The organism is Massilia sp. LXY-6, from assembly GCF_051233485.1.
GTDB lineage: Bacteria > Pseudomonadota > Gammaproteobacteria > Burkholderiales > Burkholderiaceae_D > Telluria.
In genome coordinates, this window is sequence record NZ_JBKFGF010000068.1 from 1 (window position 1) to 26,151 (window position 26,151).

Consider the following 26,151-nt stretch of genomic DNA (forward strand, 5'->3'; position numbering starts at 1 on the left):
GTTCCTGCGCGCCCTGGCGCAGCACCGGCAGGAATTCCTGGAGCATCCGCTCGGCCGGCACCCGCACGGCCTGGGCACCCACGTTCAGTGCCGCCAGCACCCGTCCCGAGGCGCCGCGTACCGGCACCGCGATCGAACGCAGTCCCAGCTCCAGTTCTTCGTTGTTGATGGCGTAGCCGTCGCGCCTGACCTCGGCCAGCAGCTGGCGCAGCCTGGCCGGGTCGGTGAGCGTGTGTTCGGTCCTGGGCAGCAGCGCGGTGCGCGCCAGGTAGGCATCCAGCTCGTCCTCCGGCAGATGCGCCAGCAGCACCCGTCCCAGCGAGGTGCAATAGGCCGGCAGGCGGCTGCCGGCGCTCAGCGAGACCGACATCACGCGCGAGGTCGCCGCGCGCGCCACGTACAGCACCTGGTCCTCCTCCAGCACCGCCAGCGAACTCGATTCGCCCAGTGCCTTGCTGACCCCGTTCAGGCAGGGCTGGGCCGCGATCGTCAACGGCGTCGACGACAGGTAGGAGTAGCCGAGGGTCAGGATCTTCGGGCGCAAGCTGAAGTTGTTGAGTTCCGCGTCGACGTAGCCGAGCTGCCTGAGCGTGTGCAGGCAGCGGCGCACGGCCGCGCGCGGGATGCCGGTCTGCTGGCTGATCTGGGCGATGGTCTGCGGCTTGCGCGAATCGGCGAAGGCGCGGATCACGGCCAGGCCGCGCGCAAACGAGGTCATGAAATCGGGATCGGTTAGGGCGTCGATTTCTTCGGCGACGCTGCGCTGGCCGCGCCCTGCGGCGGGAGAGTCGGTGGTAGATGACATAGCGAAATTGTAATCGAAGGTGGGACGGTGCCCGGATTTTCCGCTTGACCGACGGATCGTCCCAGGCGTAGACTTTTTGTGCGATAGACGAATATGTGTTCGATTATCGCACAACCCATTAAGGCGAACTCCCATGATCGACAAAACATTTGACTCGCTGCAGAGCGCGGTCGCCGACATTCAGGATGGCGCGACCATCATGATCGGCGGCTTCGGCAATGCCGGCATGCCTTCCGCGCTGATCGACGCGCTGCTGGCGCAAGGCGCACGCGAACTCACCATCGTGAACAACAATGCCGGCAACGGCGAGACCGGCCTGGCCGCGCTGATCAAGGCCAAGCGCGTGCGCAAGATCGTCTGCTCGTTCCCGCGCCAGGCCGATTCGCACCATTTCGATGCGCTGTACCGCGCCGGCGACATCGAGCTCGAGCTGACCCCGCAGGGCAACCTGGCCGAGCGCATCCGCGCCGCCGGCGCCGGCATCGGCGGCTTCTTCACCCCGACCGGCTACGGCACGCTGCTGGCCGAAGGCAAGGAGACGCGCCTCATCAACGGCCGCAACTACGTGCTGGAGTCGCCGATCCACGCCGACTTCGCGCTGATCAAGGCGCTGCGCGGCGACCGCTGGGGCAACCTGGTGTACCGCAAGACCGCGCGCAACTTCGGCCCGATCATGGCGATGGCCGCCAAGACCACGATCGCCCAGGTCGTGGACATCGTGCCGCTCGGCGAACTCGATCCGGAAGTCATCGTCACTCCGGGCATCTTCGTCCAACGCGTCGTCAAGGAGGGCGCAGTATGACCATCACCAGCCGCTTTACCCGTGAACAGATGGCCGAACGCGTGGCCCGCGACATCCCCGAAGGCGCCTACGTGAACCTCGGCATCGGCCTGCCGACCAAGGTCGCCAACTACCTGCCGCCCGAGCGCGAAGTCTTCCTGCATAGCGAAAACGGCTTGCTCGGCATGGGCCCGGCGCCAAAGCCCGGCGAGGAAGACGAAGACCTGATCAACGCCGGCAAGCAGCCGGTGACCCTGCTGACCGGCGGCGCCTACTTCCACCATGCCGATTCGTTCGCGATGATGCGCGGCGGCCACCTGGACATCTGCGTGCTCGGCGCCTTCCAGGTGTCGGACAAGGGCGACCTGGCCAACTGGCACACCGGCGCACCGGACGCGATTCCGGCCGTCGGCGGCGCGATGGACCTGGCCATCGGCGCCAAGCAGGTGTTCGTGATGATGGAGCACCAGACCAAGACCGGCGAGAGCAAGGTCGTGGCGCAGTGCAGCTATCCGCTCACCGGCATCGCGTGCGTGAGCCGCATCTATACCGACCTGGCCGTCCTCGACGTCACCCCGCAAGGCCTGCGCGTGCGCGAGATGGCACCCGGACTGACCCTGGCCGACCTGCAGGCCGTGACCGCTGCGCCGCTGCTGGCACCGCAGTCGGCAAATGATTAAGGAAAAACCATGACTGACGTATTCATCTGCGACGCAATCCGCACCCCGATCGGCCGCTACGGCGGCGCCCTGAAGGACGTGCGGGCCGACGACCTGGGCGCGGTGCCGATCCGTGAACTGATGCGCCGCAACCCCGGCGTCGACTGGACCGCGGTCGATGACGTCATCTACGGCTGCGCCAACCAGGCCGGCGAGGACAACCGCAACGTGGCGCGCATGTCGGCGCTGCTGGCCGGGCTGCCGCAGGAGGTGCCGGGTTCCACCGTCAACCGCCTGTGCGGCTCCGGGCTGGACGCGGTCGGCAGCGCCGCGCGCGCCATCAAGAGCGGCGAGGCGCGCCTGATGATCGCCGGCGGGGTCGAATCGATGACCCGCGCCCCTTTCGTGATGGGCAAGGCCGAGTCGGCGTTTTCGCGTAGCGCGAACATTTACGACACCACGATCGGCTGGCGCTTCCCGAACCCGCTGATGAAGAAGCTGTACGGCACCGACGCGATGCCGGAGACGGCCGAGAACGTGGCGGACGACTTCAACATCAGCCGCGCCGACCAGGACGCCTTCGCGCTGGCCAGCCAGGCCAGGGCCGCGCGCGCCCAGCAGGACGGCAGCTTCGAGCAGGAGATCGTGCCGGTGCTGGTGCCGCAGAGCCGCCGCGCAGCGGGGGCAGGCGAACCTATTATTTTCAGCCGCGACGAGCACCCGCGCGCCACCAGCCTGGAAGCGCTGGCCAAGCTGAAGCCGGTGGTGCGCCCGGACGGCACCGTTACCGCCGGCAACGCCTCGGGCGTGAACGACGGCGCCTGCGCGCTGCTGCTGGCGAATGCCGAGGCGGCCAAGCAGTACGGCCTGACCCCGCGTGCCCGCATCCTCGGCATGGCCAGCGCCGGCGTGGCGCCGCGCGTGATGGGCATCGGCCCGGCGCCGGCGGTGCAGAAATTGCTGCGCCAGCTCGACATGACGCTCGACCAGTTCGACCTGATCGAGCTGAACGAAGCCTTCGCTTCGCAGGGCCTGGCGGTGCTGCGCCAGCTCGGCCTGCGCGACGACGATCCGCGCGTGAATCCGAACGGCGGCGCGATCGCGCTCGGCCACCCCTTGGGGATGAGCGGCGCGCGCCTGGTCACCACGGCGATGTACCAGCTGCAGCGCACCGGTGGCCGCTTTGCGCTGTGCACCATGTGCATCGGCGTGGGGCAGGGCATCGCGCTGGCGATCGAGCGCGTCTAAATCCGGCGTTGGTCTACACTCGGACGATCGCCGGCCGCGCCGGTGCGAACTTCGAGGAGTGGCCATGGAAAATCGCTTCAGGCAAGCCACCGGCCAGGTGCTTGCCCCGCTGAAGGAACTGCTGCCGGCGCTGGAGAGTTTGTACACCGACGTGCACGCGCACCCGGAGCTGTCGATGCAGGAACAGCGCACCGCGGGGCTGGCGGCCGAGCGCCTGCGCGCGGCCGGCTACGAGGTCACGACCGGGGTCGGCGGCACCGGCGTGGTCGGGGTGCTGCGCAACGGCCCCGGCCCGACCGTGATGCTGCGCGCCGACATGGATGCGCTGCCGGTTGCCGAGGCGACCGGGCTGCCGTATGCGAGCACGGTCACCGCCACCGACCGCGAAGGCCGGACCGTGCCGGTGATGCATGCCTGCGGTCACGACATGCACACCACCTGGCTGGCCGGCGCGGCCACCCTGCTGGCGCAGGCGCGCCAGGCATGGAGCGGCACGCTGGCGGCCGTGTTCCAGCCGGGCGAGGAAACCGCCGAGGGCGCGCGCGCCATGCTCGACGACGGCCTGTACAAATATTTCCCGAAACCCGACGTCGTGCTCGGCCAGCACGTCATGGTCGCTTCCGCGGGCGAGGTCGGCGGCCGCACCGGCACCATCACGTCCGCCGCCGACAGCATGCAGATCCGCCTGTTCGGGCGCGGCGCCCACGGTTCCATGCCGCAGGCCGCCATCGATCCGGTGGTGATGGCCGCCGCCACGGTCATGCGCCTGCAGACCATCGTCGCGCGCGAGCTGTCGCCGAACGAGGCGGCGGTGGTCACGGTCGGCTCGCTGCAGGCCGGCACCAAGGAAAACGTGATCCCCGACGAGGCCGTCATCAAGCTGAACGTGCGCAGCTACGACCCGCAGGTCCGCACGCGGGTGCTGGACGCCATCAAGCGGATCGTCAACGCCGAGGCCGCCGCTTCGGGCGCGCCGAAGCCGCCCGAGTTCACGATGCTCGACAGCTATCCCTTGGGCGTCAACGACGGCAGCGCGAGCGCGCGGGTGGGCGCCGTGTTCCGCGATTATTTTCCGCCCGCCCGGGTGCACCAGACCGGGCCGACCTCCGCCAGCGAGGACTTCGGTTCCTTCGGGCAGGAGTGGCAGGTGCCGGCCGTGTTCTGGTTCATTGGCGGCACCGACCCCGATACCTATGCCAAGGCCAAGGCGGCGGGCGAAGTCAACAAGATCCCGAGCAACCACAGCCCGTTCTTCGCGCCGGTGCTGCATCCGACCCTCGAAACCGGGGTGGAAACGCTGGTGACGGCGGCGCTGGCCTGGCTGGCCGGCGACGCGGCCGCCGGGGCGGACAAGTCAGCGGATGGGCACGCGGATGAACAAGCGGACGCGCACGGGCATGGGCATGCGCACGGACACGCGCACGGGCACTAGCGGCGGCGCCGCTCAGTCATGCAGCCGCTCCGCCGCAAACCGGCGTAGCACCGCCATCACGGGCGCCTCGGTGCGGTCGGCCAGGGTCACGTAGGCAAAACGCGCCTTGGCCTCGAGCCGGGGCCGCACCGGCAGCTCGACCAGCCTGCCGGCCTCGATGCCTTCGCGCGCCGCCGCGGCCAGCCCCAGGAACACCGCCTGCGAGCGCTCGACGGCGCCGATCAGGCTGCTCACGTCCTCGCACTGCAGGGTCGTCATGTGTTCGGGATTGGCGGCGGGGCCGTACAGCTCGACCAGCAGGCGCGCGATCTCGTCCGATAGCGGCGTGGAGGCGATCGGGTAGGCCAGCATCTGCGCCGGCGTCACGCTGTCCAGCCGGGCCAGCGGGTGATCGGCGCGGCACACGAAACAGGTGCGCAACTCGCCCAGGATCTCGACCAGCAGGTCGGCCGCCGGCACCACGCTGCGCGCGTCGACGACCAGCGCATCGAGCTGGTTCGCGCGCAGCTGCATCAACTGCAGTTCGGTCGGTCCGCGGGTGATGCCGACCTGGACTTTCGGATGCTGTTGCGCCATATGGCATAGCAGCGGCGTCATCAGCATGGCGCCGGGCCCGGAACCCATGCCGATCCGCATGGCGCCGCCTTCGCCCTGCTTGAACAGGTCCACGCTGCGGCGCAGCTCGGCGGCATCGCGCACCAGCCGTCCGGCGCGCGCCACCACATCCTTCCCCAGCGGCGTCAGTTCATTGCGCTTGCCGATCCGGTCGAACAGCGGCGCGCCCAGTTCTTCTTCCAGGCTCTGGATGCTGCGGCTCAGGGCCGACTGGGTGATGAAGAGGCGCTCAGCCGCCCGGCTGAACGAGCGCGTCTCGGCGACGGCCAGCAGGTGCTCCAGCTGTTTGATGTTCATCTGATGAGTAAAATGAATAATAACGAGGAAAATAATGCATTGGACACATGGATGTCCAAATCGTACCATGGTCGAGCCACCTGCTGCCTCGATCCCGGACCCCTGAATGACCCTGCTTCACACGATTTATCTGATCGCCATCGCCGCGGAAGCGGCGTCCGGGGCCCTGATGGGCATGCGGCGGCGCATGGACCTGTTCGGCCTGTGCGTGGTGGGCACGGTCACCGCCCTCGGCGGCGGCACGGTCCGCGACATGATCCTCGGCCACTATCCGCTGGGCTGGGTGGCGCATCCCGAATACCTCGCATTCACGGTCGGCGCGGCGATCGTCGCCGCCTTGCTGGCGCGCCGCATGCACCAGCTCAAGACCGCCTTCCTGTGGATGGACGCACTCGGCCTGGTCGCCTTCACCGTCATCGGCTGCGATATCGCGGCCGGCACCGGCGCCAAGCCGGTGGTGGTGATCCTGATGGGCATGACCACCGGGGTGTTCGGCGGCCTGCTGCGCGATGTCCTGTGCAACCAGGTGCCGCTGGTGCTGCGGCGCGACCTGTATGCCACCGTCTCGCTGGTGGCCGGCATGCTGTATGTCGGGCTGCTGTATGCCGGCGTCGGCGAAGGGGCTGCCACCGCCACCGCAATCGGCACCGGCTTCGCCCTGCGCCTGCTGGCGATCCGTTTCGCGCTGGCGCTGCCGGTGCTCGAGGCGGACATCAGTTCCTTCGACGACGGGCTGGGCGAGCACCGCTGAGCCATGCGTCCGGTCATCCGTCATCTTTCCGGCAGCCTGCCGGCCTGGCGCTCGCGCCTGGTACTGTTCCTCATGTTCGCCGCCTTCGCCACGCTGGCCCTGCGCGCGGTCTGGCTGCAGCTGGTCTCCGATGAGTTCCTGCGCAAGCAGGGCGCGGCGCGGCATGTGCGCACGCTCGAGCTGGCGGCCAGCCGCGGGCGCATCCTCGACCGCAACGGCCACGTGCTGGCGATGTCGCTGCCGGTCAAGGCGGTGTGGGCGGTTCCCGACGAGGTGCGCTGCGCATCGCCGCGGCAGCTGGACGAGCTGGGCCGGCTGCTCGGCCTGGGCCGGCCCGAGCTGGACGCGAAGCTCGCTTCGCCGCGCAGCCTGGTCTACCTGAAGCGCCAGGTGGAGCAGGATACCGTCGACACGATCCTGCAACTGGGCATCAAGGGCATCGAAACGCGTGGGGAATACAAGCGCTATTACCCATATGGCGACCTGGTGGCCCATGTGGTCGGCTTTACCGGCGTCGACGACGCCGGCCAGGAAGGCATGGAGCTGGCCCACCAGGCCACCCTGGCCGGCGCCGCGGGCGGCCGGCGGGTGCTCAAGGACCGCCTCGGCCACCTGCTCGACGACATGGGCACGACACGGCCGGCGCGCGAGGGCGGCGACCTGGCGCTGTCGATCGACCGCAACATCCAGCATATCGCGCACTCGCACCTGAAGGCGGCGCTGGAGAAGCACCAGGCGAAGGCCGCCGGCATCGTCGTGCTCGACGTGCGGACCGGCGAAGTGCTGGCGCTGGCCAACCTGCCGAACTACGATCCGAACGACCGCGCGCGCCTGACCGGGGCCCAGCTGCGCAACCGGGTGCTGACCGATACTTTCGAGCCGGGCTCGGTGATGAAGCCGTTCACCATCGCGCAGGCGCTGGAGAGCGGCTTGGCGACTCCGTCGACCCTGGTCGAAACCGCGCCAGGCTACCTGACCATCGGCCGCGCCACGATCCACGATGCCAGCCGCCACGGCACGCTGACGGTGTCGGAAGTGCTGCAGAAGTCCTCGAACGTGGGCACCGCCAAGCTGGCGCTGCGGATGGAGCCGCGCCAGATGTGGACCCTGCTCACCAAGGCGGGATTCGGCCAGGCGCCCGCGCTCGGCTTCCCCGGCAGCGCCGCGGGAAGGCTGCGGCCCTACGGCGCCTGGAAGCCGATCGAGCAGGCCACCATCAGCTACGGCCACGGCGTCTCGACCTCGCTGATGCAGATGGCGCAGTCCTACCTGATGTTCGCGCGCGACGGCGACATGATCCCGGTCACGCTCCTGAAGACCGATGCGCCGCCGGCCGCCCAGGCCGTGATCTCCGGCGCGACGGCAGGCGCCGTGCGCGCCATGATGGAAATGGCCGCCGGGACGGGCGGCACCGCGCCGCGCGCCCAGATTCCCGGCTACCGCGTGGCCGGCAAGACCAGCACCGCCCACAAGGCCGTCGGCGGCCGCTACACCAACACCTACGTCGCCGGCTTCGTCGGCTTCGCGCCGGTGTCGGCGCCGCGCATCATCGTGGCGGTCATGATCGACGAACCGGCGGCCGGCGGCCACTACGGCGGCACGGTGGCGGCGCCGGTGTTCGCGTCGGTCACGCAGGATACGCTGCGGGCGCTCAACGTCGCGCCCGATGCGCCGGTCGCCGACATCATTACCACTTCCGCGGCGGCTGAAGACGAGTCGTGACGGCCGCCGCGCGAGCGGCCGCAGAACAACAAAGCGCCCGGCCTCCACCGTCTTTTGTTGACGCGGGCAGCGCATTCGTACTACATTCCCTTCCCTAGTGTTGCCGCACGGAAATTGAAGTTGCGGTAATCCGCTCCATTATTACTTTACGTACCATGACAACCGACATCACCACTCGGCAGCCGCCGCCTTTGCCCGTGTCCGCCGACAGTCACTATGACTTCGCAGCGGCCCTGCTGGTGCAACTGGTCGTTCCCGCATTCGTGCTGGATGCGCACGGCCGGGTGGCGATCTGGAACCATGCCTGCGAACGGCTGACCGGCATCTCGGCCGCCGAGATGGTCGGGACCTCCAAGCATTCGCTGGGCTTCTACCATGAGGCACGCCCGACGCTGGCCGACCTGATCCTGACCGACCGGATCGAGGACGCAAAGTTGCTGTACCGGGTCTACAACACCACTGCCGGTATCGCGGACCAGGAAGGGAAACCCCGCGGCACGGTGAGTGGAGCGGGGTGGTGCGACATGCCGCGCACCGGCGAGCGCCGCTTCCTGGTGATGGACGCCGGTCCGGTCTACGACGGCTCGGGCAAGCTGTTCGGGGTGCTGGAGACCTGGCGCGACATGACGGTGCAGAAGGAGGCGCAACTGGCGCTGGAGCGCCTGGTCATGCGTGACGGCCTGACGGGTATCGCGAACCGCAGGTGCTTCGACGAGACCCTGCACAAGGAATGGGAACAGGCGCGGCGCGAAGCCGGTGTGCTGTCCCTGCTGCTGATCGACGTGGATCTGTTCAAGCGCTACAACGACACCTACGGCCATCAGGCGGGGGACGAATGCCTCCAGCGCGTCGCCGCGATCCTGTCGGGCCAGGTGCGCGTGTACGACCTTGCCGCCCGCTATGGCGGCGAAGAATTCGTGGTGCTGCTGCCGCAGCAGTCCCTGGCCGGAGCCGCCGCCGTGGCGGAGCGGATCCGCGCCGCCGTCGAGCTGAGCGCACCAGGCGATCCGGCGCCGGCCGGCGGCAGGACGACCGTCAGCATCGGCGTGGCCACCTTGGAGGGGAACGATCCGGCCTCGCCGGAACAGCTGCTCGCCCGCGCGGATGCGGCGCTGTACCGGGCCAAGGAGGAGGGGCGCAACCGCGTCGTGCTGCACGACTAGGCGGCCGCGCCGGCCGGCTCAATGCCTGCCGGTTCCCGGTTCGATGGTCCGGCCCGGCGCGCTGCCCGCTCAGGCGTGCAACCGCAATGCGGCCAGTGCGCCGGCCAGCAGGCGCAACGCGGCGTCCGGGCTGTCGACGCCGGTTTCATGCCGCCATGCGATGAAGCCGTCGGGGCGGACCAAGAGAACGCCGGCCTCGTCGATTTCGCGCAGGCGCGCCCAGGTACAATACACATCCTGTTGTGCCTTCTGGCCAATCACGGCAACGTGCAGGAAAGGCAGCGCGAGCCGCTCCGCGGCGCCGGCCCATGCATGTCCGGCCAGGCCCGTCACCAGGGTAAATTTTCCCTTGCCGACGAGGTCGAGCGTGGAAATGCGCTTGCCATGCGCGTCGATGAGCCATGCGTGCGGCATTTTCGCACCCGGCCGCGTGCTCGGCTGCAGGTACAGTTCGGGATCGCGCTTCCACACCTCGTCGGGGACGCCGGGATCGGGGAGCACGGCCGATGAGGTGTAGCGCTGGTTCGTTTCCACGCCCTGTGCGTTGAACTCGCGGTTCTTGATGTCGAGTGCTTCGAGGGCATCCAGGCGGGCCTGTGCGCCTGCGGCGCTGGCTTCCCTGAAACGCGCGATGCCCGCCGCCACGGGATTGTCGGCGCCTTCGACATGAAACACCTTTTTGAGTGCGGCATAATCGCGGCGCGACTGGTTGGCGCGCAGCACGATCTGCTTGCCCACCGGCGCCCGTTCGGCCGAGTACGAGCCCAGCAGCGATGGATCGGCGTGGCCCTTGAGCACGAACGCCAGCTTCCATGCGAGGTTGTGCGCATCCTGGACACAGGTGTTCAGGCCGAGACCGCTCGACGGCGGATGGCGGTGTACGGCATCGCCCGCGCAGAACACCCGGCCTTTCGCATACTCGGTGGCATAGGCTTCGTTCACGTACCAGATCGACTTGTGAACGATCTCGATGTCGATGTCGGGAATGCCGATCAGGGCGCGAATCCGCGGCAGGACGGCGTCGTCGCTCCGGTCGGGCTCGCCCTTCGCCATGTCGAAACCCCAGCCGACGATCCACTGGGTCCATGGTTTGATCGCCCGCATCATGCCTACGCCGAGCTCACCGTAGCTGGCTTGCGGACTGACGATCCAGTTCATGATGCTGGGGCGGTGTTGCACGTAAGACGACAGGTCGGCGTTGAACAGGGTATAGAGCGTCCCGGCGCGACCCATCTCGCCCGTGATCGGCAGGCCGATATCCTTGGCGATTTGCGAATTCGCGCCGTCGGCGCCGATCAGGTATTTCGCGCGCAGCGTGTAGCGCCGGCCCGACAGCCGGTCCTGCAGATGCACGGTGACGCCTTGACTGTCTTCGGCATGCGAGAGGTATTCGGTGTTCATCGACGAGGTCGCCCCGCGTTCCGCGGCGTTCTTGAACAGGATCGGCTCGACGAGTGTTTGCGGCAGGTCCATCAGTGGACAGGGGCTGCCGCGCAGGTAATCGCCGCGGCGTTCCTCGCCCGCTCCCCATGCCGGCATGCGCAGCAACTCTTCGCCGGCAAGACTGGTCACGACCGGGTTTTCTCCCATCCATTCCCACGGCGTCGCATGGCGGTGCGTCTCTTCTTCGATGCCCAGATCCCGGAACACTTCCACGGTGCGCTGGTTGGTGATATGCGCGCGCGGCGTATTGGCCAGCCAGTTCCAGCGTGACACGATGTGTACCCTGACGCCATAGGTGGCCAGGGCGAGGGCGGCGGTACCGCCTGTCGGTCCGGAGCCGACAATGATGACATCGGTATCGAAGTCCGGGCTGCTGGAGGGGGAAGGGAAATCGGTAAGCGGCATGAATGAAGTCTCCGGTTATGGGTTGTGGTCGAACAAAGGCAATCGAAAAATATGGTAGCCGCGCCCTTGTTATCCGGATAATGCTATTTGTTTATGCTTGCTATCCATTTATCGGATAACATCCGGCATCATGGAATCCAAGCTCATCGAATACTTCCTGCGCGTCGTCGAACTGAAAAGCATCAACCGGGCGGCGGCCGACCTGCACCTCTCGCAGCCGGCCTTGTCGCGCCACATCGCATCGCTGGAGCACCAGATCGGCGCCAGGCTGTTCACGCGTACCCAGGGGGGCGTAGTGCCCACCGAGGCCGGCTGGCTCCTGCAGAGCCGCGCCCGGCCGGTATTGCGGCAGCTGGCCACGCTGGTCGAACAGGTGGGCGAGCGGGCGGCCGGACAGTTGTCGATCGGGGTCCCGCCGTCCTGGCAGCACCTGTTCACCACACGGTACATTTCCAGGCTGATCGACGAATATCCCGGCGTTTCGCTCCGTATCTATGAGGGCGTCAGCCATGAATTGCGCGAGTCGATGCAGGCCGGGTTGCTGGACCTGGCGATCGTTCCCCACGACCGCGCTCCGCCCGCCGATTACCGGTATACCAGGCTGGTCCGTGAGCCGCTGGTCCTCGTTTCCTCCAAAACGACCGGGCTCGATCCAGGCGCGCCGGTGCCCCTGTCGCGCCTGGACAAGCTCGCGCTGGCGCTGCCCGGCAGGAACAACGCGATCCGTGCGTATATCGAGGATGCCCTGCTGCGCGCAGGCTTTGAATTCAGCCTCGCTTTCGAAATCGATGCCATGGATCTCTCGATGGAACTGGCGCGTGAAGGCAAGGTGCATACCGTCACGCCATGCTGTGCCGTCAGCGCAAGCAGGCGGTGGAAGGACGACATCTCGTGGAGTCCGATCCGCGATACGTCCTTCACCTGGGCCTTGTGCGAGAACACCGCGCGTTCGTATTCCCCGGCAGTCCGCGAAGGCGTGAGCCAGGTGTTCCAGCTCGTGGACAGTATCGTGGCGAGCGGCAGCTGGCTGGGAGCGGAGCCGGTCGGCCGGGAAGCGCGATAAGCGGCGCAGGTCCGGCGGCCGGGCAAGTAGCTTGGTGCACAGGGTGCACATAACGTACTTTTTTTTGTCTTCACTCGTCTTCGATCCTATCTTGATCTCCAATTAATTGTTTAAGAGCGGCAATCAGATCGCTTTGCCGCAAAACAAGGACAAACCGGAGACAAGCCATGAAGTTACGAAAGAAAGCAGTCCTCGCCACCGCAATTGCCATGCTGAGCACGACGGCCCTGGCAGACATCAACGTCGGCGTCGTCGCATCCTTGACGGGCCCGGCGGCGGCACTGGGATCGGACATCAAGCGCGTGCTGCCCCTGCTGCCTGCGACCATCGGCAACGAGAAGGTCAACTATATCCTGCTGGACGACGCGACCGACCCCAGTACCGCGGTGAAGGTCACGCGCAAGCTGATCATGGAGAACAAGGCCGACGTGATCATCGGCCCCAACACCAACCCGAGCGCGGCCGCGATGGCGCAGGTAGTGGCCGAGGCGAAGACGCCCCTGCTGCTGACCACGCCCTATCTGCCTCCGGAAGCCGAAAAGCGCGCCTGGGTGTTCCAGCCCGTGCAGAGCGCGGGCCTGATGGTGCAACGCCTGGTCGACGACATGGTTGCCAGCAAGGCGAAGACCGTCGGCTTCATCGGTTTCGCCGACAGCTGGGGCGACCTGCTGTTTACGGAGCTCGAGCGCGCCGCCGGCGCCGCCCACATCAAGATCGTCGCCGCCGAGCGCTACAAGCGCCCGGATACCAGCGTCACCGCGCAAGTGCTGAAGGTGAGCGCTGCGCGTCCGGACGTGATCTTCATCGGCGCCTCGGGTGCGCCCGCCGCGCTGCCGCAAATCGAACTGCGCCAGCGCGGCTACCAGGGAAAGATCTATCAATCCCATGGCGTGACCACCAGGGACTTCCTCCGTATCGGCGGGCGCCACGTGGAAGGGGCGCTGATCCCTGCCAGCCCGATGCTGGTGGCGGAGCAGCTGCCGGCCAGCATGGCCAGCAAGGAGGCGGGCACCAGGCTGAACGCCGCCTACGAGAAACTCTACGGTGCCGATTCGCGTTCGACCTTCGCCGGTTCCACCTCGGATGCCGCGCTGCTGCTGGTTAACGCGGTGCCCGCCGCCCTGAAGGCGGGCAAGCCCGGCACCGATGAATTCCGCGTCGCCCTGCGCGCCGCCCTCGAACGCACCAAGGACCTGGTCGGCATCAACGGCACCTACACGATGAGCCCGGCCGATCACAATGGCCTGGACCAGCGCGCACGGGTGCTGATCGAGGTAAGGAACGGCCGCTGGACCTACGTGAAATAGACGCGGCGCGCGGGCCGGCCCCCAGGCCGGCTTGACATGACATTTTGCGAGCGAATCGCCGGCACAGGCGAAGCTCGGACATCCGGAGGAGATCATGGATTCATCAATTGCCGCCATCCTGCTGCAGGATGGGGTGACCCAGGGCGCGGTCTACGCGCTGATCGCATTGGCCCTGGTACTGGTATTTTCCGTTACGCGCATCATCTTCATCCCGCAAGGCGAGTTCGTGGCCTTCGGTGCGATGACGATCGCCGCACTGCAAATGAACAGGGCGCCAATGACCGCCTTGCTGCTGCTGGTCCTCGGCGCGCTCACTTTCGTCGCCGACGCCGCGAGCATGCTGCGCAATCCGGTGCGGCGGCAGCGCGCGCGACGCGACCTGCCTGTCCAGGCAGGCAAATACCTCCTGTTTCCGCTGGCGGTCTACGCGGCGACCGTGTCTCTGGCGCCGCGGGCGCTATCCCCGGCACTCCAGGTCGGCCTGACCCTGGCGATCGTCGTGCCGATGGGCCCGATGCTGTACCGGCTGGTCTACCGTCCGCTCGAACGCGCCTCGGTACTGGTACTGCTGATCGCGTCCGTGGCCCTACACCTGGCGATGGTAGGCCTTGGCCTGCTGATCTTCGGTGCCGAGGGCTATCGCAGCGCGCCCCTGACCGACAGCCAGTTCGCGATCGGCACGCAGGCGATTCCCGGACAGAATCTGCTCGTGCTGGGCACCGCTGTCATCGCCATTGGCGCGCTCTACCTGTATTTCGGCCGCACCCTGACCGGCAAGGCGCTCAAGGCCACCGCGATCAACAGCCTGGGCGCGCAGCTGGTCGGCATCGGCACGATCCAGGCCGGGAAGCTGGCGCTGACGCTGGCCTCACTCATCGGCGCCGTGTGCGGCGTCCTGATCGGACCGCTGACGACGATTTCTTACGATACCGGTTTCCTGATTGCCCTGAAGGGCTTCGTCGGCGCCATCTTCGGCGGGCTTGCCAGTTATCCCGTCGCGGCCGCCGGGGCGTGGAGCGTCGGGCTCCTGGACAGCTTTTCCTCGTTCTGGGCCAGTGCGTTCAAGGAAGTGATCGTGTTCACCTTGATCATTCCCATCCTGATCTGGCGCTCGTTCGTCAGTCCGCATTCCGATAGCGATCACTAGGAGCCCTCATGCTGCAAAAGAAATGGTATGCCTGCGGCCTGCTGCTGCTGCTGGCGCTGGTCCCGGTCGCGCCGCTGCCACCCTACTGGCTGACGCTGGGTAACTATATCGGGCTGGCCGCGATCGTGGCACTCGGCCTGGTGCTGCTGACTGGCGTGGGTGGCATGACGTCGTTCGGCCAGGCCGCGTTCGTCGGACTGGGCGCCTATACCAGCGCTTACCTGTGCACGCGCTTCGCCCTGTCCCCTTGGATCGGCCTGCTCGCGGGCCTGGTGCTGACCGGGGCCAGCGCTTACCTGATCGGACTGATGTCGGTCAGGCTGTCCGGCCACTACCTGCCGCTGGGGACGATTGCCTGGGGCCTCTCCCTGTACTACCTGTTCGGGAATTTCGAATTTCTCGGCAAATATGACGGCATCAACAATATCCCGGCGATCTCCATCGGCGGCGTGGCGCTCGATTCGCAAGGCGCCATGTTCTATCTGATCTGGGCGGCGCTGCTGCTGGCGATGCTGGCCATGCGCAACCTGCTCGACTCCCGGCCCGGACGCGCCATGCGCGCGGTCAGGGGCGGGGCGAGCATGGCCGAGGCCATGGGCGTCGATACGCGCCGCATGAAGATCGTGATGTTCGTCTACGCCGCCTTGCTGGCCAGCCTGTCGGGGTGGCTGTACGCGCACCTCCAGCGCGCCGTGAATCCGACGCCGTTCAACGTCGGCAACGGCATCGAATACCTGTTCATGGCCGTCATCGGCGGCGTCGGGAATGCGTGGGGCGCCGTGCTTGGCGCCGGTCTCTTCACGCTGCTGAAGGAATTCCTGCAAGACGGCTTGCCGAGCCTGTTCGGCACATCGGCCAGCGTCGATATCATCGTGTTCGGTGTCCTGATGATCCTGTTGCTGCAGTACGCCCGCGAAGGCCTGTGGCCCTTGCTGGCGCGCCGCATGGGGCCGGCACGCCCGGCACGTGCGCTGCGGCAGGCAATGCCCTTGCCCCAGCGCGGCAAGCCGGACAAGGGCGAGCTGATACTGGAAGTGGATTGCGCGCGCAAGCAGTTCGGCGGGCTGGTGGCGGTGAACGATGTGAGCTTCAGGCTCCATGCCGGCGACATCGTCGGCCTGATCGGTCCGAATGGCGCCGGCAAGTCGACCACCTTCAACCTGATCACCGGAGAGATCGCCCTGAGCGCGGGCGCGGTGCGCTACCGGGGCAAGCCGATCGCCGGCGTCCGCTCGCGCGACATCGCCGCCGCCGGCATCGCGCGCAGCTTCCAGCACGTCCAACTATTGCCGGGCATGAGCGTACTCGAAAACGTCGCGCTCGGCGCCCACCTGCGCGGCGATTTCAGCAAGCAGGGCGGGTTCGTCCCGAGCATGCTGAGGCTGAACCGGAACGAGGAGGACAAGCTCCTGCACGAGGCCAGGGTGCAACTGGAACGGGTCGGACTCGGCGAACTGCTGTATGCCGACGCCGCCAGCCTGGCGCTGGGCCAGCAGCGGATACTCGAGATCGCCCGTGCCCTGTGCTGCGATCCGGCGCTGCTGCTGCTCGACGAGCCGGCGGCCGGCTTGCGGCACCTCGAGAAACAGGCGCTCTCCGTGTTGCTGCGCAAGCTGCGGAGCGAGGGCATGACGGTGCTGCTGGTCGAACACGATATGGACTTCGTCATGGGATTGACCGACCGCCTGGTCGTCATGGAATTCGGCACCAGGATCGCCGAGGGGACGCCGGCGGAGATCCAGCGCCATCCCGCCGTGCTGGAGGCCTACCTGGGTGGCGTCATCGAAGGAGAAGCGGCATGAGCATGGTGCTAGACATCCGGGACCTGCGGGTCCACTATGGCAAGGTGGAAGCACTGTCCGCCTGCAAGCTGCAGGTGGCCGCCGGGCAGATCGTTACCGTGATCGGACCCAACGGCGCCGGCAAGAGCAGCATGCTGAACGCGATCATGGGCGCCTTGCCGGTCAACGCGAGCGCCGACGGCGAAATCCGCTTCCAGGGCGACAGCGTCGGCGGCCTGCGGCCGGAGGAGCGCGTGCGCGGCGGCATGAGCCTGGTGCCCGAGACGCGCGAACTGTTCGGCAGCATGAGCATCGAGGACAACCTGAAACTCGGCGCCTACCCGCGCAAGCTGGCCGGCGCCAGGCACTATCTCGACCAGCTCGGCACAGTGTACGCACTGTTCCCGCGCCTCGAGCAGCGCAGCGCGCAGATGGCGTCGACCCTGTCCGGCGGCGAGCGGCAGATGCTGGCGGTGGGCCGGGCCCTGATGGCCAAGCCCAGCCTGCTCATGCTCGACGAGCCCAGCCTGGGCCTGGCGCCGCGCATCACGCAGGAGATCCTGCGGATCATCGGCGAGCTGCGCAAGACCGGCGTCGCAACCCTGCTGGTCGAGCAGAACGCACGCGCCGCCCTGCAGGTTGCGGATTACGGCTACGTCCTCGAAACCGGCGCGATGGTGATGCACGGACCATCCCGGGATCTTGCCGGCAACCCGCGGGTCCTGGAAACCTACCTGGGATCCGGCATGGCCGGCGCCATCGCGCCGGCGGCAGCGACCGGCTAGGCGCAGGCGCGCACACCACTTCCCCCATGGACACGGGCAGCCTCGGCTGGTCCCGTGCGGGGCTTGCCGCCTGATTTTGACCACCGAAGCCGCGTAGACGGCATTCATCGATTTCTTATCACCGTGGCCATCGAGCCACACGCACCGGAGGAGACAATATGAACAACAGGCACATCGTGCTCGGCCTTGGCCTTGCATTCGCGGGAGTTTCAAGCGCATCCGCGCAATCGAACGTCCAGGTGTATGGTTCGGCCGATGTTTCGATCGAACGGCTCAGCAATGCAAATGCCGCCGGCGCCTCGCTGACACGCATGCCGAGCCTGAGCGGCGGCCTGATGCCGTCGCGCGTCGGCTTCCGCGGTGTCGAGGAGCTTGGCAACGGGCTCAAGGCGATTTTCGTGCTGGAGAGCGGATTCTCGCCGGATACGGGCGTGATGGGGCAGGGCAACCGCCTGTTCGGGCGCCAGGCCTGGGTCGGCCTCGCCGGCAACTGGGGCCAGGTCACCGTCGGCCGCAACTACAGCATGCTGTTCGGCTCGTTTCCCGACTTCGACGTGATGGGCCCGGTCCAGTACTCGATCGGTTCGCTCGACGCCTACCTGCCGAATTCGCGCCACGACAATTCGATTGCCTACCGCGGCGCCAGCGGCGCCCTGAGCTATGGCGCGACCTACAGCCTGGGCCGGGACGCCTCGGCAGCGGGCGGCCCGACGGCCACCAACTGCGGCGGCGAACTGGCCGCCGACAGCCGCGCATGCCGGAACTGGTCGGCGATGATGAAGTACGAGGGTGCGGCCTGGGGCGTGGTGGGCGCGTACGACCGCTACAATGGCGGCCCGGGCGCGGCGGCGGCCTTTGGCCCGACCAGCAGTGCGTTGTCCGATTCGCGGGCGCACGTCGGCGGATACGTCAAGTTCTACAACTTCAAGCTCGCCGGCGGTGTCGTGCATCGCGACAACGAGGGTAATGCGCGCGCACCGAAGTCCGACCTGTCCTACCTCGGCATCTCGTACTCGCCGTCGCTGGTGTGGATCATCGATGCCCAGCTCGCACACTACGATCTCAGGAACGGAGGCGACAGGGCGGACCTGGCTGCGGCGCGCGTGCAGTACGTGTTTTCCAAGCGTACCTCGGTCTACCTCATGGCGGGCTACCTGAATAACGACGGTGCGGCGGCGATCTCGCTCAGCGCGGGCGGCAGCGTCGGTGCCGGCCTCGTGCAAAAAGGCCTGCTGACCGGCATCAAGCATACTTTCTAAGTAAAAAAGGACGCTGTTCGCGTCAAGTGTCGAACCTGCCCGGCGCCGCTCTCAGGAGGGCATCCGGGCTGGCGAGGCGCCGACCTGGTTCGATCTGAGCAGCGCAGTGCCGGTGGCGTCATTCAGCAGTGCGTAGACTACCGACGTAGTGACTGGCCCACTGACATGAACGCGCGTCGCGCCCTCGTACTTGCGTTTCTGAGCTGAGCCTGGTTATTCAGCGAAGGCGCGCATCGGGCCGAAACCGACGTCATGGAAGAGGGGTGAAAGGCCGGCCGGGTCTGCCGTACGACGCTCGAGCCTGGGGAACTGCCTCTACTGCTTCGGGCTGAACGGCTTGACCTCGACCGTTTCCCCGATACTAAAGCTCATGAGATCGGCCCCTACCTGCAGGGGACCATCGTAGGTCTCGCGAGTCTGGTGCATGACATCGTCCACGGTCGGCACCGGGAAGCGCGGATCGGGCAGGAACACCAGATGGGTGTAGGCGGCCATGCGCGGCCTGGCATGCTTGAAGATCGATCCGGCCTCCTGCGGCGAGGTGTGATGATCAAAGATGCGCTTGAACCCATCGTTTGCCTTCAGGGCGTCGGGATTGACGATCGCCACCTCATGGATGAGCAGATCGACATTTCTGCCGTATTTCACGACGTTCTCCGTATATCGGGTGTCGCCCGAGATCACCACCGCATGCCCCTTGTAATCGATCCGATAGCCAAAGGACGGTTTAATGGCGTCGCCGTGATCGACTTCGAACGCTGTGACCACCACGCCGTCCTGCTGGTAAACCACGCCTTCCGATTTGAATTCCTTCACCGCCACCTTGGCGCCCTCAACCGGATTCTTTTCATCTTTCAGGCGAATCTTGATGTCGTCGGCGTAGGCCTGCTCCAAGCCCTGCATCAGGCGCTTCGTACCAACCGGTCCAATGACCTGGAACGGCGACGTGCGCCGTCCATAAGGTGTATCCACCCAACCGGTCAGCCAGATATCGGCAATGCCGCTGGTATGGTCCGAATGGAAGTGCGTCAGCAGCAGTGCGTTGGGGCGGCTGAGCGGCACACCGGCCTGCCACATGCGGATGGAGGCGCCGCGGCCGGCGTCGATCAGCAGGGTCTGGCTGCCTGCCTGCACAAGCGTACTGGGGCCGAAGCGCTGCGCATTGGGATTCGGCGAACCGGTACCCAGAAGGGTTACCTTGAAATCGGTTTCCGCTTGTGCGACGGCCGGCAGCGCTAGCGCGAGGCCCGCGCACAGGGAAATCAATGCCTCCTTCATGTCGTCTCCTTGATTAATAAAAATCACACTTGATCCAGCGTAGCGGGCAATAAGGACGGCGGAAACGAAAGATGCCGGTCCGCTATGCGCTGCGCTGCGCAGTCGCCGGCAGGCCTTGGACTGCCTTCGCGTAAGTGCGGTCAAGCAGGACGGTGAGAACGCCCGAGCACAGCAGCATTCCGCCGAAGAACTGGTAAGCGAATTGCGGCGTCCAGCCCGCCCTCAGCAGATAACCCGTGAAAATCGGCGCCAGGATTGCCACGCCACGGCCGAAACCGATCATGAGGCCAACGCCAGTGCCGCGCGCCGCGGCAGGATAGATACTCGGGCTGATCGCATAGAACGCCGCCATCCCGCCGTTGGCACAGATGCCGACAAGCACGGCCAGGGGCAGCGCCAGCGTCAGCTTGTGAAAATAGTTGGCATAAAGCGCATACGCGATCGCGCCCGCGAACATGATCAATGCAGTCACCAGGCGCGGACGCATGATGGCGGACAGCGCCGCAAACATCAGTGCGCCAATGACGCCGCCTACTGCGATCAAGACGCCGGTGGTTCCGCCCAAGGAAGCGTTACCGGTGGCATCGGCAATCATTTTCGCGGTCCAGGTGTTGGCGAAGTAAAAGGCAGCCGTCATACAGGCGTAGCCCAGCCAGAGAAAGAGGCTGCGCTTGAGCATGACGCCGCCGAACAGGGCTTGCCAAACGATGCCCGAGCCATGCGATGCCTGTGCCATCGGCAGTGTCTTGGTCACCGGATAGCCAAGCTTGGTAGCGATGCGGTTGTATTGCCCGAGCGCGCCGGCGGGCCGTTTTTCCACCAGATATTCAATCGACTCCGGCACGGCGATCGCCACTGCGACGAGCGTGAGCCCGGTGACGATGGCGCCGAACAGAAACGGAGCACGCCAGCCGAAAGAGGCAATCAGCACACCCGTGACAGCGCCGCCGAGCGCCACGCCGGCCGGCAGCCCGATACCATAGATGCCCATCGCCGTGCCGCGCCGCCGTTCCGAGCTGTACTCGGAAACAATGATGTTCAGGCTGGACATGATTGCGCCGATGAACACGCCGGCGAAGGCACGCAGGCACACCATCTGCTCGACATTCCGGGCCACGGCAGACAGGCCCATGCCGATGGTGATCAGCGCCAGACAAATCAGGATGTGGCGACGCCGGCCGATGCGGTCTGCCAGCGGCGAGATGAAGGTCGCACCGACGGCCATGCCGAAAATCCCGGCACTGAGCAGGTAACCGATTTGCACTGGTTCGAGCGACCAGGCCTTGGCAAGATGCGGCGCGACGAACGCCATGACCAGGATTTCGTAGCCATCGATCATGGCCAGGATGATGCAAATGATGATCACGCGGATCTGGAACCAGCGCATCGGCTGGGTGAGTATGGCTTGCCGGATGTCGTTCACGGGTGTCTCCTGATTGTCTTCATCCTGTTTGAAACCGGCCGGCACGTGTTTGCTTTTATAGGTGTGCCGGCTGCGGTGTCAGCGGACGCACCGTTATGCCGTGCGCTGCAGCAAATCGAGCGCGACGTCGACGATCATGTCTTCCTGGCCGCCGACCATGCGGCGCTTGCCCAGTTCGACCAGGATGTCCACCGTGCCGATGCCATACTTTTCGGCAGCCGCCTCGGAGTGGCGCAGGAAGCTGGAGTACACCCCGGCGTAGCCCAGTGCCAGGGTTTCGCGGTCCACGCGCACCGGACGGTCCTGCAGCGGACGGACGATGTCGTCGGCCGCGTCCATCAGCGTGTACAGGTCGGTGCCGTGGCGCCAGCCCAGGCGGCTGATGGCCGCGATGAACACTTCCAGCGGCGCATTGCCGGCGCCGGCACCCATGCCGGCCAGCGAGGCGTCGACGCGGTCGCAGCCTTCCTCGACGGCGACGATGCTGTTGGCGACGCCCAGGCTCAGGTTGTGGTGCGCATGCATGCCGGTCAGGGTTTCCGGTTTCAACACGTCCTTGAACGCGCGGAAGCGCTCGCGCACGTCCTGCATCGACAGGGCGCCGCCGCTGTCGACGACGTAGCAGCAGGTCGCGCCGTAGCTCTCCATCAGCTTGGCCTGCTCGGCCAGCTTTTGCGGCGTGGTCATGTGCGACATCATGAGGAAGCCGACGGTGTCCATGCCGAGCTCGCGCGCGTATTCGATGTGCTGGCGCGACACGTCGGCCTCGGTGCAGTGGGTGGCGACGCGGACGATGCGTGCCCCGGCATCGTAGGCCGCCCTGAGGTCGTGGATGGTGCCGATGCCGGGCAGCAGCAGGGTGGCGACCTTGGCGTGCTCGACCACGGAGGCGACGGCTTCGATCCATTCGAGGTCGGTATGCGCGCCGAAGCCGTAGTTGAAGCTGGAGCCGTTCAGGCCGTCTCCGTGCGCCACTTCGATGCTGTCGACCTTGGCCGCGTCGAGCGCCCTGGCGATGCTCTTGGCCTGCTCGACCGAATACTGGTGGCGGATCGCGTGCGAGCCGTCGCGCAGGGTGACGTCGGATATGTGGATTTTCTGGGTTTTAGGGTCGGTGATCATTACGGTCTCCTTAGGCGGCCTGCAGGGCGGCCAGCATGCGGCCGGCCATGTGTTCGGCGGTGCGCAGCGCGGCGCTGGTCATGATGTCGAGGTTCCCGGCATACGCCGGCAGGTAGTGGGCGGCGCCTTCGACCTCGAGGAACACCGAGGTCTTCAGGCCGGTGACGGCATCGCCCACGCCCGGGATGCGTACCGGCTTGTCGATGCGGTCGAACTGCACCTTCTGCTTGAGGCGGTAGCCCGGCACGTAGGCCTGCACTCCCTTGACGGTCGCTTCGATGCTGGCCGCGATCGCGTCCTCGTCGGCGAAGTCGCTCAAGGTGTAGACGGTGTCGCGCATGATCAGCGGCGGCTCGGCCGGGTTCAGCACGATGATGGCCTTGCCCTTGGCGGCGCCGCCGACCGCTTCGATCGCCTTCGAGGTGGTCTCGGTGAACTCGTCGATGTTCGCGCGGGTGCCGGGGCCGGCCGACTTGCTCGAGATCGAGGCGATGATTTCGCCGTAATGCACCTTCGCCACCCGCGATACCGCCGCCACCATCGGGATCGTGGCCTGGCCGCCGCAGGTGACCATGTTGACGTTCAGGGCGTCGAGGTGGTCTTCGCCGTTGACGACCGGGATGCAGTACGGACCGATCGCGGCCGGGGTCAGGTCGACCATGCGGATGCCCGGCTTCTTCGCGCGCAGGAAGGCGTCGTTCCTGACGTGGGCGCCGGCCGAGGTGGCGTCGAACACGATGTCGATGTCGGCGAATTCGGGCAGCCTGGCCAGGCCCTCGACCGATTCGTGGGTGGTCGCCACGCCCATGCGCGCGGCGCGCGCCAAGCCATCCGAGGCCGGGTCGATGCCGACCATGGCCTTGACTTCGATGTTCTGGCCGTGGCGCAGGATCTTGATCATCAGGTCGGTGCCGATGTTGCCGGATCCGATGATCGCGGCCTTGATTTTCTTGCTCATGTTGTACCTCGAGAAGGGAGCGAAACTGCAAAATGGCGGCGCGCCGCGGCGCTCGCGCTCATTCGAACACGGCGCTGACGCTGCCGAGCCCGTCGATGTGCGCGGTGTAGGTCTTGCCCGCTTCGACCGCTACCATCGGCCCGAGCGCGCCGGACAGCACCAGCTGGCCCGCCCTGAGAGGGGCGCCGACGCGTGCCATCGTGCGGGCCAGCCACAGCACGGCGTTGAGCGGGTGGCCGAGGCAGGCCGCGCCGGTGCCGGTGGAGACGACTTCGCCGTCGCACGACATCGTCATGGCGCAGGCACGCAAGTCGAGCTCGCCGAGCTTCTTGGGCGAGGCGCCGACCACCCAGGCCGACGAGGATGCGTTGTCGGCCACGGTGTCGACCAGCCGGATATTCCAGCCGCCGATGCGGCTGCCGACGATCTCCAGTGCCGGCAGCGCATAGTCGATGGCGCCGATCACGTCGACGATCGTCGGGTTCGGCAGGTCCAGGTCGCGCCGCAGCACGAAGGCGACTTCGGCTTCGACCTTCGGCTGCTGCAGCTTCGCCACCGGGATCGGCAGGCCTTCGGCATAGCCCATGTCGTCGAACAGTACGCCGTAGTCGGGCGTGTCCACGCCCAGCTGCTTCTGCACCGCCGGAGAGGTCAGTCCGATCTTGGCGCCGACCAGGCGCGCGCCACGCTGGAGCCTGAGGTCCGTATTCAGTTTCTGGATCGCGTAGGCGGCGTCCGCGTCGAGGCCGGGAAAGGTCTCGCGCAGCGGCGCGATCCATTCGCCGCTGGCCTCGGCGTCACGCAGCAGCTTCGCCGCTTCGGCGATGGTCTTGGGGTCAAGGCGCATGCTGTTTTTCCGGTTCAGTGTTTGAGGAAATCGACGACCAGGCGGTTGAACGTGTCGGCGTGTTCCCATTGGGCCCAGTGGCCGCACTGGTTGAAGACGTGCAGTTGCGAGTTCGGGATGCCGGCCACCAGCCTCAGGCCGGTGTCGAAGGGCACCACGCGGTCCTGGCGGCCCCAGACGATCAGGGTCGGTGCGGCGATGCCGGGCAGGCGCGGGCTAACATCGGGAAACTGGCGCGGATTCGCCGCCAGCGAGGCCAGGAAGTTCTCGAGGTGGTCACGGCGGCCCAGGATATTGGCCAGGCGTTGCTGCAGCATCTCCTCGGTCAGCACGCTGGGGTCGAACACGAAGACATCGTTGAACCGCTTCAGGTTCTGCAGCGTCGGCTCGCGGTACAGGCCGTTGAGCAGCTTGATGCCTTCGGTCGGCATCGGCGCATACAGGCTCATGCCGCCGGTGCCGCCACCCATCAGCACCAGCTTGGCGACCTGGCCCGGGTAGTTCAGCGCGAACGCGACCGCGGTGTGGCCGCCCATCGAATTGCCGAGGATGCTGATGCGGTCAATGCCGAGCTGGTCGATCACGCCCTTGACGATGCGCGCGTTCAGATCGGAGCGCGAGCCGCGGTTGACGATCGAGTCGCTCTTGCCCCAGCCGGGGCAGTCGATCAGCAGCACGCGGTAGCCGGCATCGACCAGGGGTTCGATGTTGCGGTTGAAGTTGGCCCAGCCGCTGGCGCCGGGACCGGAGCCGTGCAGCATGACGACGACCTCGGCGCCATTGCCGCAATCGTTGTAGTGGATGTTCAGGTCGGTATCGTCTTCCCTGACGGCGAGGGTGCGGCTGGTCGAGGCTTCGTTGATGCTCATGGGGATCCTTTGTGCAGTGTGGGTTGAGGTCATGCGCCCAGGGGTCTGGCGCTGAGGGCGCCGAAGCCGGCGATCCACTCGGGGATTTCACGGTAATAGCGATGGCCGGTACGGTACGGCCCGTAGGCAGAGAGGGCCGCGAACGCGGCCAGCCAGGCCTTGACTTCGTGGGTGCTGCGCCCGGCAAGTGCCGACACGAGGTCGTTCGGCACGCTGTCCAGTTGTAGATAGGCCTGCGCTTCGAGCATGTCGAGGAAGCCGTTGTCCCATGCAGGGTTGAGCGGATGCAGGGTGCGCTGGTCTTCGGCGAAGGCCTTGCCGGCCGCGATGGTGCGCTTGGTCCGGATCGCGCGTTCTTCCTCGGACAGGGTATAGCCGGCGCCGTCCAGGGACCTGCGCACCGGCTCCGGCGCGTCGGCGTACTCGGGCACGGGCGGCTGGTGCGACAGGCCGCCGGACCCGATCAGCAGCACCCGCTTGCCGGTCCCGCGTGCCCAGCGGCCGATCGCTTCGCCCAGCATCCGCGCGCGCTTGAAGGTCGGCAGCGGCCTGGCGACGGCATTGATGAAGACCGGGATCACGGGATACCTGGTCAGGCTGCCGATCAGGTGTTCGAGCGGATAGGCCATGCCGTGGTCGACCTGCATGTCGTGCGAGAGCGCGACATCGATGCCGTCGTCGATCACCGCGCTGGCGCAAGCGGTGGCCAGTTCGAACGGCACGTCGAGGGCGCCGGCCAGGCTGCCGAAGTCGCCGATGGCGTGCGCACCCGTACCGATGCAGAAGCTCGGCATCACGTCGTAGAAGAAGCCGTTGAAGTGGTCGGGCGAGAACAGCAGCACCAGTTCGGGATCGAAGGCGGCGATGCGTTCGCGGGCCGCGTGCTGGAGCGCGGATACTTCGTCCAGCACCGCCTGCGGCGGGTCGAAGTGACCCAGGAGCGGCGTATGCGAAAGACATTCGAGATGGACGTTCATGAAATTCCTTGATT

General features: G+C 66.6%; 23 protein-coding genes. 13 read left to right on the top strand and 10 right to left on the bottom strand.

The window, feature by feature from the left end; translation table 11 throughout:
• On the bottom strand, positions 1–805 hold an 805-nt coding region (locus tag ACI48D_RS23910), incomplete at its 3' end, for an IclR family transcriptional regulator domain-containing protein (protein ID WP_435573738.1).
• A gap of 133 nt (positions 806–938) precedes the next feature.
• On the opposite strand from ACI48D_RS23910, the gene ACI48D_RS23915 reads away from it, so the two are divergent.
• From ACI48D_RS23915 to ACI48D_RS23930, 4 genes are all read left to right on the top strand, one after another.
• On the top strand, positions 939–1,607 hold the full coding sequence (locus ACI48D_RS23915; RefSeq protein ID WP_435573739.1) for a 3-oxoacid CoA-transferase subunit A: 669 nt from the start codon (positions 939–941) through the stop codon (positions 1,605–1,607).
• Positions 1,604–2,266 carry a CoA transferase subunit B gene (locus ACI48D_RS23920; RefSeq protein ID WP_435573740.1) on the top strand — a complete coding sequence of 221 codons (663 nt, stop codon included), beginning with the start codon at positions 1,604–1,606 and terminating at the stop codon, positions 2,264–2,266. The genes ACI48D_RS23915 and ACI48D_RS23920 overlap by 4 nt, the downstream gene beginning before the upstream one ends.
• A 9-nt stretch (positions 2,267–2,275) precedes the next feature.
• Complete coding sequence (gene pcaF, locus ACI48D_RS23925; RefSeq protein WP_435573741.1) at positions 2,276–3,493, top strand: 3-oxoadipyl-CoA thiolase; 1,218 nt, start codon at positions 2,276–2,278, stop codon at positions 3,491–3,493.
• A gap of 64 nt (positions 3,494–3,557) precedes the next feature.
• Positions 3,558–4,925, top strand: coding sequence for a M20 family metallopeptidase (locus ACI48D_RS23930; protein WP_435573742.1), 1,368 nt, complete (start codon positions 3,558–3,560; stop codon positions 4,923–4,925).
• 12 nt (positions 4,926–4,937) lie between these two features.
• On the opposite strand, the gene ACI48D_RS23935 is transcribed toward ACI48D_RS23930, so the two are convergent.
• Positions 4,938–5,837, bottom strand: a complete 900-nt coding sequence (locus ACI48D_RS23935; protein WP_435573743.1) for a LysR family transcriptional regulator — start codon at positions 5,835–5,837, stop codon at positions 4,938–4,940.
• A 106-nt stretch (positions 5,838–5,943) separates the two neighbouring features.
• Here ACI48D_RS23935 and ACI48D_RS23940 point away from each other — a divergent pair, with 106 nt between their 5' ends.
• From ACI48D_RS23940 to ACI48D_RS23950, 3 genes are all read left to right on the top strand, one after another.
• Positions 5,944–6,588 (top strand): trimeric intracellular cation channel family protein, encoded by a 645-nt coding sequence (locus tag ACI48D_RS23940; RefSeq protein ID WP_435573744.1) that lies wholly within the window; start codon positions 5,944–5,946, stop codon positions 6,586–6,588.
• Between the two features lie 3 nt (positions 6,589–6,591).
• Positions 6,592–8,310: a peptidoglycan D,D-transpeptidase FtsI family protein gene (locus tag ACI48D_RS23945; RefSeq protein WP_435573745.1), complete on the top strand. Its 1,719-nt coding sequence runs from the start codon at positions 6,592–6,594 to the stop codon at positions 8,308–8,310.
• Positions 8,311–8,507: 197 nt separating this feature from the next.
• A complete protein-coding gene (locus ACI48D_RS23950) occupies positions 8,508–9,473 on the top strand; it encodes a diguanylate cyclase (RefSeq protein WP_435573746.1) in 966 nt (321 codons plus the stop codon).
• A 69-nt stretch (positions 9,474–9,542) separates the two neighbouring features.
• On the opposite strand, the gene ACI48D_RS23955 is transcribed toward ACI48D_RS23950, so the two are convergent.
• On the bottom strand, positions 9,543–11,321 hold the full coding sequence (locus ACI48D_RS23955) for an FAD-dependent oxidoreductase (RefSeq protein ID WP_435573747.1): 1,779 nt from the start codon (positions 11,319–11,321) through the stop codon (positions 9,543–9,545).
• A 130-nt stretch (positions 11,322–11,451) separates the two neighbouring features.
• Between ACI48D_RS23955 and ACI48D_RS23960 the strand changes: the two genes are divergently transcribed.
• The 6 genes from ACI48D_RS23960 to ACI48D_RS23985 all read left to right on the top strand — a co-directional run bounded on the left by ACI48D_RS23960 (position 11,452) and on the right by ACI48D_RS23985 (position 18,663).
• Positions 11,452–12,384 carry a LysR family transcriptional regulator gene (locus tag ACI48D_RS23960; RefSeq protein WP_435573748.1) on the top strand — a complete coding sequence of 311 codons (933 nt, stop codon included), beginning with the start codon at positions 11,452–11,454 and terminating at the stop codon, positions 12,382–12,384.
• A gap of 167 nt (positions 12,385–12,551) precedes the next feature.
• Complete coding sequence (locus ACI48D_RS23965) at positions 12,552–13,691, top strand: ABC transporter substrate-binding protein (protein ID WP_435573749.1); 1,140 nt, start codon at positions 12,552–12,554, stop codon at positions 13,689–13,691.
• A gap of 94 nt (positions 13,692–13,785) precedes the next feature.
• A complete protein-coding gene (locus tag ACI48D_RS23970; protein WP_435573750.1) occupies positions 13,786–14,838 on the top strand; it encodes a branched-chain amino acid ABC transporter permease in 1,053 nt (350 codons plus the stop codon).
• Positions 14,839–14,846: 8 nt separating this feature from the next.
• Positions 14,847–16,640 carry a branched-chain amino acid ABC transporter ATP-binding protein/permease gene (locus ACI48D_RS23975; protein WP_435573751.1) on the top strand — a complete coding sequence of 598 codons (1,794 nt, stop codon included), beginning with the start codon at positions 14,847–14,849 and terminating at the stop codon, positions 16,638–16,640.
• Complete coding sequence (locus ACI48D_RS23980) at positions 16,637–17,404, top strand: ABC transporter ATP-binding protein (RefSeq protein ID WP_435573752.1); 768 nt, start codon at positions 16,637–16,639, stop codon at positions 17,402–17,404. The genes ACI48D_RS23975 and ACI48D_RS23980 overlap by 4 nt, the downstream gene beginning before the upstream one ends.
• A 158-nt stretch (positions 17,405–17,562) precedes the next feature.
• On the top strand, positions 17,563–18,663 hold the full coding sequence (locus ACI48D_RS23985) for a porin (RefSeq protein ID WP_435573753.1): 1,101 nt from the start codon (positions 17,563–17,565) through the stop codon (positions 18,661–18,663).
• A 315-nt stretch (positions 18,664–18,978) separates the two neighbouring features.
• Here the strand turns inward: ACI48D_RS23985 and ACI48D_RS23990 are convergent, their stop codons facing one another.
• The 7 genes from ACI48D_RS23990 to ACI48D_RS24020 form a co-directional block, all read right to left on the bottom strand.
• A complete protein-coding gene (locus ACI48D_RS23990; RefSeq protein ID WP_435573754.1) occupies positions 18,979–19,941 on the bottom strand; it encodes an MBL fold metallo-hydrolase in 963 nt (320 codons plus the stop codon).
• Positions 19,942–20,023: 82 nt separating this feature from the next.
• Positions 20,024–21,364: an MFS transporter gene (locus ACI48D_RS23995; protein ID WP_435573755.1), complete on the bottom strand. Its 1,341-nt coding sequence runs from the start codon at positions 21,362–21,364 to the stop codon at positions 20,024–20,026.
• A gap of 93 nt (positions 21,365–21,457) precedes the next feature.
• Complete coding sequence (gene dmpG, locus ACI48D_RS24000) at positions 21,458–22,486, bottom strand: 4-hydroxy-2-oxovalerate aldolase (RefSeq protein ID WP_435573756.1); 1,029 nt, start codon at positions 22,484–22,486, stop codon at positions 21,458–21,460.
• A gap of 10 nt (positions 22,487–22,496) precedes the next feature.
• A complete protein-coding gene (locus ACI48D_RS24005; RefSeq protein WP_435573757.1) occupies positions 22,497–23,444 on the bottom strand; it encodes an acetaldehyde dehydrogenase (acetylating) in 948 nt (315 codons plus the stop codon).
• Between the two features lie 58 nt (positions 23,445–23,502).
• Entirely contained in the window at positions 23,503–24,291 is a 789-nt protein-coding gene (locus ACI48D_RS24010) for a 2-keto-4-pentenoate hydratase (RefSeq protein ID WP_435573758.1), read from the bottom strand.
• A 14-nt stretch (positions 24,292–24,305) separates the two neighbouring features.
• The gene (locus ACI48D_RS24015) at positions 24,306–25,160 is read right to left on the bottom strand and encodes an alpha/beta fold hydrolase (protein ID WP_435573759.1); all 855 of its coding nucleotides are present in this window, start codon (positions 25,158–25,160) and stop codon (positions 24,306–24,308) included.
• Positions 25,161–25,189: 29 nt separating this feature from the next.
• On the bottom strand, positions 25,190–26,137 hold the full coding sequence (locus ACI48D_RS24020) for a 3-carboxyethylcatechol 2,3-dioxygenase (protein WP_435573760.1): 948 nt from the start codon (positions 26,135–26,137) through the stop codon (positions 25,190–25,192).
• Between the last annotated feature and the right edge of the window lie 14 nt (positions 26,138–26,151).

What these genes read in the sequence shown, in the direction of transcription:
- ACI48D_RS23915 (WP_435573739.1), top strand. Translation starts at nt 939, where the DNA reads ATGATCGACAAAACATTTGACTCGCTGCAGAGCGCGGTCGCCGACATT.
- ACI48D_RS23920 (WP_435573740.1), top strand. Translation starts at nt 1,604, where the DNA reads ATGACCATCACCAGCCGCTTTACCCGTGAACAGATGGCCGAACGCGTG.
- pcaF (WP_435573741.1), top strand. Translation starts at nt 2,276, where the DNA reads ATGACTGACGTATTCATCTGCGACGCAATCCGCACCCCGATCGGCCGC.
- ACI48D_RS23930 (WP_435573742.1), top strand. Translation starts at nt 3,558, where the DNA reads ATGGAAAATCGCTTCAGGCAAGCCACCGGCCAGGTGCTTGCCCCGCTG.
- ACI48D_RS23935 (WP_435573743.1), bottom strand. Translation starts at nt 5,837, where the DNA reads ATGAACATCAAACAGCTGGAGCACCTGCTGGCCGTCGCCGAGACGCGC.
- ACI48D_RS23940 (WP_435573744.1), top strand. Translation starts at nt 5,944, where the DNA reads ATGACCCTGCTTCACACGATTTATCTGATCGCCATCGCCGCGGAAGCG.
- ACI48D_RS23945 (WP_435573745.1), top strand. Translation starts at nt 6,592, where the DNA reads ATGCGTCCGGTCATCCGTCATCTTTCCGGCAGCCTGCCGGCCTGGCGC.
- ACI48D_RS23955 (WP_435573747.1), bottom strand. Translation starts at nt 11,321, where the DNA reads ATGCCGCTTACCGATTTCCCTTCCCCCTCCAGCAGCCCGGACTTCGAT.
- ACI48D_RS23960 (WP_435573748.1), top strand. Translation starts at nt 11,452, where the DNA reads ATGGAATCCAAGCTCATCGAATACTTCCTGCGCGTCGTCGAACTGAAA.
- ACI48D_RS23965 (WP_435573749.1), top strand. Translation starts at nt 12,552, where the DNA reads ATGAAGTTACGAAAGAAAGCAGTCCTCGCCACCGCAATTGCCATGCTG.
- ACI48D_RS23970 (WP_435573750.1), top strand. Translation starts at nt 13,786, where the DNA reads ATGGATTCATCAATTGCCGCCATCCTGCTGCAGGATGGGGTGACCCAG.
- ACI48D_RS23975 (WP_435573751.1), top strand. Translation starts at nt 14,847, where the DNA reads ATGCTGCAAAAGAAATGGTATGCCTGCGGCCTGCTGCTGCTGCTGGCG.
- ACI48D_RS23980 (WP_435573752.1), top strand. Translation starts at nt 16,637, where the DNA reads ATGAGCATGGTGCTAGACATCCGGGACCTGCGGGTCCACTATGGCAAG.
- ACI48D_RS23985 (WP_435573753.1), top strand. Translation starts at nt 17,563, where the DNA reads ATGAACAACAGGCACATCGTGCTCGGCCTTGGCCTTGCATTCGCGGGA.
- ACI48D_RS23990 (WP_435573754.1), bottom strand. Translation starts at nt 19,941, where the DNA reads ATGAAGGAGGCATTGATTTCCCTGTGCGCGGGCCTCGCGCTAGCGCTG.
- dmpG (WP_435573756.1), bottom strand. Translation starts at nt 22,486, where the DNA reads ATGATCACCGACCCTAAAACCCAGAAAATCCACATATCCGACGTCACC.
- ACI48D_RS24005 (WP_435573757.1), bottom strand. Translation starts at nt 23,444, where the DNA reads ATGAGCAAGAAAATCAAGGCCGCGATCATCGGATCCGGCAACATCGGC.
- ACI48D_RS24010 (WP_435573758.1), bottom strand. Translation starts at nt 24,291, where the DNA reads ATGCGCCTTGACCCCAAGACCATCGCCGAAGCGGCGAAGCTGCTGCGT.
- ACI48D_RS24015 (WP_435573759.1), bottom strand. Translation starts at nt 25,160, where the DNA reads ATGAGCATCAACGAAGCCTCGACCAGCCGCACCCTCGCCGTCAGGGAA.
- ACI48D_RS24020 (WP_435573760.1), bottom strand. Translation starts at nt 26,137, where the DNA reads ATGAACGTCCATCTCGAATGTCTTTCGCATACGCCGCTCCTGGGTCAC.